General features: G+C 67.5%; 11 protein-coding genes. All 11 read left to right on the plus strand.

Going from position 1 to position 6,474, the window contains the following annotated elements; all coding sequences use genetic code 11:
* Positions 1–1,035: 1,035 nt before the first annotated feature.
* The 11 genes from rpsJ (at position 1,036) to rpsQ (ending at position 6,448) form a co-directional block, all read left to right on the plus strand.
* Entirely contained in the window at positions 1,036–1,344 is a 309-nt protein-coding gene (gene rpsJ / locus ACFRCR_RS15540; RefSeq protein WP_012867945.1) for a 30S ribosomal protein S10, read from the plus strand.
* A gap of 14 nt (positions 1,345–1,358) precedes the next feature.
* Positions 1,359–2,021: a 50S ribosomal protein L3 gene (gene rplC / locus ACFRCR_RS15545; protein ID WP_030151939.1), complete on the plus strand. Its 663-nt coding sequence runs from the start codon at positions 1,359–1,361 to the stop codon at positions 2,019–2,021.
* A gap of 5 nt (positions 2,022–2,026) precedes the next feature.
* The gene (gene rplD / locus ACFRCR_RS15550; RefSeq protein WP_138825547.1) at positions 2,027–2,728 is read left to right on the plus strand and encodes a 50S ribosomal protein L4; all 702 of its coding nucleotides are present in this window, start codon (positions 2,027–2,029) and stop codon (positions 2,726–2,728) included.
* On the plus strand, positions 2,725–3,027 hold the full coding sequence (gene rplW, locus ACFRCR_RS15555) for a 50S ribosomal protein L23 (RefSeq protein WP_030151937.1): 303 nt from the start codon (positions 2,725–2,727) through the stop codon (positions 3,025–3,027). The genes rplD and rplW overlap by 4 nt, the downstream gene beginning before the upstream one ends.
* A gap of 33 nt (positions 3,028–3,060) precedes the next feature.
* Positions 3,061–3,897 carry a 50S ribosomal protein L2 gene (gene rplB / locus ACFRCR_RS15560; protein WP_030151936.1) on the plus strand — a complete coding sequence of 279 codons (837 nt, stop codon included), beginning with the start codon at positions 3,061–3,063 and terminating at the stop codon, positions 3,895–3,897.
* Between the two features lie 14 nt (positions 3,898–3,911).
* On the plus strand, positions 3,912–4,193 hold the full coding sequence (gene rpsS, locus ACFRCR_RS15565; RefSeq protein WP_012867940.1) for a 30S ribosomal protein S19: 282 nt from the start codon (positions 3,912–3,914) through the stop codon (positions 4,191–4,193).
* Positions 4,194–4,263: 70 nt separating this feature from the next.
* Positions 4,264–4,635, plus strand: a complete 372-nt coding sequence (rplV, locus tag ACFRCR_RS15570) for a 50S ribosomal protein L22 (protein WP_030151935.1) — start codon at positions 4,264–4,266, stop codon at positions 4,633–4,635.
* Positions 4,635–5,477, plus strand: coding sequence for a 30S ribosomal protein S3 (rpsC, locus tag ACFRCR_RS15575; RefSeq protein ID WP_030151934.1), 843 nt, complete (start codon positions 4,635–4,637; stop codon positions 5,475–5,477). The genes rplV and rpsC overlap by 1 nt, the downstream gene beginning before the upstream one ends.
* 2 nt (positions 5,478–5,479) lie before the next feature.
* Entirely contained in the window at positions 5,480–5,899 is a 420-nt protein-coding gene (rplP, locus tag ACFRCR_RS15580; RefSeq protein WP_030151933.1) for a 50S ribosomal protein L16, read from the plus strand.
* On the plus strand, positions 5,899–6,138 hold the full coding sequence (gene rpmC / locus ACFRCR_RS15585; RefSeq protein WP_030151932.1) for a 50S ribosomal protein L29: 240 nt from the start codon (positions 5,899–5,901) through the stop codon (positions 6,136–6,138). Before rplP ends, rpmC begins: the two co-directional genes overlap by 1 nt.
* Before the next feature lie 7 nt (positions 6,139–6,145).
* A complete protein-coding gene (rpsQ, locus tag ACFRCR_RS15590) occupies positions 6,146–6,448 on the plus strand; it encodes a 30S ribosomal protein S17 (protein WP_056653775.1) in 303 nt (100 codons plus the stop codon).
* Positions 6,449–6,474 lie beyond the last annotated feature (26 nt).

The raw sequence follows: 6,474 nt of genomic DNA on the forward strand, positions 1-6,474 counted from the left end.
CCGCAAGGTACCCGGGCCCTTCGGCGTACCCGGGGGAGCGGGACGCGGTGGGTGGCCGGGGTGGGGTGTGCCCGCAGGGCCGTGCCGGACGGGAGGTGCGGCAGCGGGGGCACGGAGCGGAGCCCCGCGTCACGGAAGAGCGGCGCGCCAGGCACGCCTTCGTCGGCTGGCACGCACGGTCGCTGCGCGTCGTGCACCGTGCCGGGCGAGGACGCGAGGGCTGCGGGGGAGGGCAGACCGGTCCGGGGCGGACGCGTGCCCGACGACGCCGCGCGCCGAGGTCTTCGGGTGCGTCCGTGGCGGTCGCAGGGGCGAGCGATGGACGGGGCACGCTCGGCGCTCCCCGGATCGGGCGCCTCCCGGGCGGAGGAGCCGGCGGCCGAAGAGCGGACGACCCGAGAATTCGTGATCGGCGACGTTCCTCCCCGTGGCGATGCTGGAAGGCTCCCGAGTCGGCGTCCATGCTGGTGAGGGGTCTGCGGACCGCCGTGCCAGGGCTGCCGACAGGCATGGCGGCCTGCCGTCGGCCGGTGGTTCTGGTCACAGAGTTCGGCGAGAGCGCCACGGGCGGTTACCCTGGATGAACGACGTGCCCCGCTCGACGCGTGAGCACGTCGGTCGCCGCGTGACGGTCGGCCCGAGCGGCTGGTGCCTCACGCATGACGATTGGTCTTCCACGGATTCCTGTGGCAGACTGTTCAGGTTGCCTGTTACGGGTGCGCTCTTTCATGTGTCGAACAGTGTGTTGAACCGCTAAGCATGCGGACCTCGGTGTTCCGAGGTTGCCGCGGGTTGAACTCTCTGTCGACACAGATCGAGGACCCCGCGGAGCTCAGGTTCTGCACAGGCTCGACAACGTTGTGAACGGCGGTGACGCCGTCGGGCGCCAGAAGTTGGCCCGATGTGTCAGCAGTTCACATATCCAACGGCCCTGCACCGTTCTCGGTGCGTGCGCTCGGTAGGTCGCGATAGGCGACACGCCCGAGCGCGGGGGTCGGACAGCTAGCGGTTCGAGAGAGAGAGTCAGACGACGCCATGGCGGGACAGAAGATCCGCATCCGGCTCAAGTCCTACGACCACGAGGTGATTGACAGCTCGGCGCGCAAGATCGTCGACACTGTCACCCGCGCTGGTGCAACGGTCGTGGGCCCGGTGCCGCTGCCGACGGAGAAGAACGTCTTCTGCGTCATCCGGTCGCCTCACAAGTACAAGGACAGCCGCGAGCACTTCGAGATGCGCACGCACAAGCGGCTTATCGACATCATCGATCCCACGCCGAAGGCCGTCGACTCGCTCATGCGTCTCGACCTGCCTGCGGACGTGAACATCGAGATCAAGCTCTGAGGCGGGAGGACAACATGACTACGCCCCAGCAGAACGAGCGGCCCGTCACGGCCGTGCTCGGCACGAAGCTCGGCATGACCCAGCTCTGGGACGAGGCAGGCCGCCTGGTCCCCGTCACGGTCGTCGCCGTGGGCACGAACGTCGTGACCCAGGTCCGCACCGCGGAGACCGACGGTTACGCCGCGGTCCAGCTGGCCGCAGGCCAGATCGACCCGCGCAAGGTCACGAAGCCCCTCAAGGGCCACTTCGAGAAGGCCGGCGTCACGCCGCGCCGTCACGTGACCGAGATCCGCACCACCGATGCCGGTGAGTACACCCTCGGCCAGGAGATCACCGCGGAGGCCTTCGAGGCCGGCGCGAAGGTCGACGTCGTGGGCACCACCAAGGGCAAGGGCACCGCCGGTGTCATGAAGCGTCACGGCTTCCACGGCGTGGGTGCCTCCCACGGTGCGCACCGCAACCACCGCAAGCCTGGTTCGATCGGTGGGGCCTCGACCCCGTCGCGAGTCTTCAAGGGCGTGCGCATGGCTGGTCGGATGGGCTTCGACCGTCAGACCACGCAGAACCTGACCGTCCACGCGGTCGACGCAGAGAAGGGTCTGCTGCTCGTCAAGGGCGCAGTGCCCGGCCCCAAGGGCGGCGTCGTCCTCGTGCGTAGCGCCGTGAAGGGAGCATGACACTCATGGCAGCTCTCACTGTCGACGTCCTCGACGCCACGGGCAAGAAGGCCGGCACCACCGACCTTCCCGCCGAGGTGTTCGACGTCCAGACGAACGTCCCGCTGATCCACCAGGTTGTCGTCGCGCAGCTCGCTGCAGCCCGTCAGGGCACGCACGACACCAAGAGCCGCGGCGAGGTCCGCGGTGGTGGACGCAAGCCGTACAAGCAGAAGGGCACCGGCCGCGCCCGTCAGGGTTCGACCCGTGCACCTCAGTTCGCCGGTGGTGGGGTCGTTCACGGCCCGACGCCGCGCGACTACAGCCAGCGCACCCCCAAGAAGATGAAGGCTGCTGCACTGCGCGGCGCCCTCTCCGACCGGGCTCGTGCCGGCCGTGTCCACGTCGTGACCGGCTTCGGGATCGACGGCCAGCCGTCGACCAAGGCCGCGATCAACTCGCTCGCCAACCTCTCTCCCCGCAAGCACGTGCTCGTGGTGCTGGAGCGTGGCGACGAGCTGACGAGCAAGTCCCTCCGCAACGCGGAGCAGGTGCACCTCCTGGTCGCTGACCAGCTGAACACCTACGACGTGCTCGTCTCCGACGACGTGGTCTTCACCGAGGGCGCACTCGCTGCGTTCCTCGCCGGACCCGCCACGGGCTCTTCGGTCAAGGCCGTCGCGTCCGAGTCGGAAGCAGCTGACGAGGCCGAGGAGGCCGCGAAGTGACCGCCGTGACGAAGGACCCCCGCGACATCCTGCTCGCGCCGGTGGTCTCCGAGAAGAGCTACGGGCTCCTCGACGAGGGTAAGTACACCTTCCTCGTGGACCCGCGGGCCAACAAGACCGAGATCAAGATCGCCGTCGAGCAGATCTTCTCGGTCAAGGTTGCCTCCGTGAACACGATCAACCGCAAGGGCAAGACCCGGCGGACGCGTTTCGGGCTGGGCAAGCGCAAGGACACCAAGCGTGCGATCGTCACCCTCCGCGAGGGCACGATCGACATCTTCGGCGGGCCGGTCGGCTGAGGCCGGACGAGAGCAGATTGAGGACAGATCCCCATGGGAATCCGTAAGTACAAGCCGACGACGCCCGGCCGCCGCGGCTCGAGCGTTGCCGACTTCGTCGAGATCACGCGCTCGCAGCCGGAGAAGTCGCTGGTCCGTCCGCTCACCAAGAGCGGTGGCCGCAACAGCACCGGTCGCATCACCACCCGTCACAAGGGTGGTGGCCACAAGCGCGCATACCGAGTCATCGACTTCCGTCGTCACGACAAGGACGGCGTGCCCGCGAAGGTCGCTCACATCGAGTACGACCCCAACCGCACGGCACGCATCGCGCTCCTGCACTACGCGGACGGCGAGAAGCGCTACATCATCGCGCCGAACAAGCTGAAGCAGGGCGACGTCATCGAGAACGGCGCAGGCGCCGACATCAAGCCCGGCAACAACCTGCCGCTGCGCAACATCCCGACCGGTACGGTCATCCACGCCATCGAGCTCAAGCCCGGTGGCGGCGCGAAGATCGCCCGTTCGGCTGGTGCGTCGGTGCAGCTCGTCGCCAAGGACGGTCCCTACGCCCAGCTGCGTATGCCGTCCGGTGAGATCCGCAACGTCGACCTGCGCTGCCGCGCGACGGTCGGCGAGGTGGGCAACGCCGAGCAGTCGAACATCAACTGGGGCAAGGCCGGCCGTATGCGTTGGAAGGGCAAGCGCCCCTCCGTCCGTGGTGTCGCCATGAACCCGATCGACCACCCGCACGGTGGTGGTGAAGGCAAGACCTCCGGTGGACGCCACCCGGTGAGCCCCTGGGGCCAGCCTGAAGGCCGTACCCGCCGTCCCAACAAGCCGAGCGACAAGCTGATCGTGCGTCGTCGCCGTACCGGCAAGAAGCGCTGATAGGAGCCTGACAGATGCCACGCAGCCTGAAGAAGGGCCCCTTCGTCGACGGACACCTTCAGAAGAAGGTGGACGTCCAGAACGAGAAGGGGACCAAGAACGTCATCAAGACCTGGTCCCGTCGGTCGGTCATCACGCCCGACTTCCTCGGTCACACTTTTGCCGTGCACGACGGGCGCAAGCACACTCCGGTGTTCGTCACCGAGTCGATGGTTGGCCACAAGCTCGGCGAGTTCGCACCCACCCGGACCTTCCGCGGCCACGTGAAGGACGACAAGAAGGGCCGTCGTCGCTGATCTGCGTGCAGACGCAGATCACGAGACGACGACTCCGAACGTCATGACGAGACAAGAAGGCAGGACAGCAATGGAAGCCAAGGCGCAGGCGCGGTTCGTCCGTGTCACGCCCCAGAAGGCCCGGCGCGTCGTGGACCTCATCCGTGGCAAGCAGGCCACCGAGGCCGTCGCGGTGCTGAAGTTCGCACCGCAGGCCGCGAGTGAGCCGATCCGCAAGGTCGTGGAGAGCGCGATCGCGAACGCACGGGTGAAGGCCGACCGCGCGAGCGTGGCATTCGACGAGCAGGAGCTCGTCGTTGCCCAGGCGTTCGTGGACGAGGGCCCGACCCTCAAGCGGTTCCGGCCTCGCGCTCAGGGGCGCGCGAGCCAGATCCTCAAGCGGACGAGCCACATCACCGTGGTTCTCGTTCCGCGCGAAGACACGAAGGGAAGGGCCCGATAGTGGGACAGAAGGTTCACCCGCACGGGTACCGCCTCGGCATCACCACCGACCACCGGTCGCGTTGGTTCGCCGACAGCACCAAGCCCGGACAGCGGTACCGCGACTACGTCCGTGAGGACGTGCAGATCCGCAAGCTCATGGCCACCGGCCTCGAGCGTGCCGGCATCTCCAAGGTCGAGATCGAGCGCACCCGTGACCGTGTGCGTGTGGACATCCACACGGCACGCCCGGGCATCGTCATCGGCCGCCGTGGCGCAGAGGCAGACCGCATCCGCGGCGAGCTCGAGAAGCTCACGGGCAAGCAGGTCCAGCTCAACATCCTCGAGGTCAAGAACGCTGAGATCGATGCTCAGCTCGTGGCCCAGGGGATCGCCGAGCAGCTCGCGAGCCGCGTGTCCTTCCGCCGTGCGATGCGCAAGGGCATGCAGTCCGCGCAGCGCGCCGGCGCCAAGGGCATCCGTGTCCAGTGCTCGGGCCGTCTCGGCGGCGCCGAGATGAGCCGCTCCGAGTTCTACCGCGAAGGCCGTGTGCCGCTGCACACGCTCCGCGCGAACATCGACTACGGCTTCTTCGAGGCCCGCACCACGTTCGGCCGTATCGGCGTCAAGGTGTGGATCTACAAGGGCGACATGACCGAGAAGGAGTTCGCTGCGCAGCAGGCGACCGCCGCTCCCCGCCAGGGCCGTGGTGGCCCCCGCGGTGGCGACCGTCCTGACCGTGGCGGAGACCGTCGTGGCGCCGGCCGTCGCAACGAGCGTCCGGCACAGTCCGAGGCACCTGCAGCTGCAGGGGCGGAGGCACCTGTCGCCGAGAAGGCTCCTGAGTCCGGAACGGAGGCCTGAGCATGCTGATCCCGCGCAGGCTGAAGCACCGTAAGCAGCACCACCCCTCGCGCTCCGGCGCCTCGAAGGGTGGCAACCAGATCGCGTTCGGAGAGTTCGGCATCCAGGCTCTCGAGCCTGCGTACGTCACGAACCGCCAGATCGAGGCTGCTCGTATCGCGATGACCCGTCACATCAAGCGAGGCGGAAAGGTCTGGATCAACATCTACCCGGACCGCCCGCTGACCAAGAAGCCGGCGGAGACCCGCATGGGTTCTGGTAAGGGTTCGCCCGAGTGGTGGATCGCCAACGTCAAGCCCGGCCGCATCGTCTTCGAGCTGGCCGGTGTCCCGGAGCCCCTGGCTCGCGAGGCCATGCGCCGCGCGATCCACAAGCTCCCGATGAAGTGCCGTTTCGTGGTGCGCGAGGGTGGTGGCAACTGATGGCTATCGGAACCAAGGAACTGGCTTCGAGCGAGCTTGACACGTTCGACGACGAGAAGCTCGTCGCCGAGCTGAAGAAGGCCAAGGAGGAGCTTTTCAACCTCCGCTTCCAGTCGGCCACCGGCCAGCTGGAGAGCCACGGTCGCCTGAAGGCCGTGCGCCGCGACATCGCGCGGATCTACACGATCCTGCGCGAGCGCGAGCTCGGTATCCGTACCGCACCGAGCGTGAGTGAGTGAGGCTGGAATGAGCGAGAACGCAACGAACGCCGCACCGGTGACCGAGACGGCCGCTGACCAGCGCGCCAACCGCAAGACGCGGCGCGGCTACGTGGTGAGCGACAAGATGGACAAGACCGTCGTGATCGAGGTCGAGGACCGGGTCAAGCACCCGCTCTACGGCAAGGTCATCCGACGCACGAGCAAGGTCAAGGTCCACGACGAGCAGAACGCTGCTGGTGTCGGAGACCTCGTCCTTATCATGGAGACCCGCCCGCTGTCCGCGACCAAGCGGTGGCGCCTGGTGGAGATCCTCGAGAAGGCCAAGTAGGCCCTGCGGCCTACCAGGTCGTGACG

The sequence above is a fragment of the Oerskovia sp. NPDC056781 genome (assembly GCF_042789955.1).
Taxonomy (GTDB): domain Bacteria; phylum Actinomycetota; class Actinomycetes; order Actinomycetales; family Cellulomonadaceae; genus Oerskovia; species Oerskovia rustica.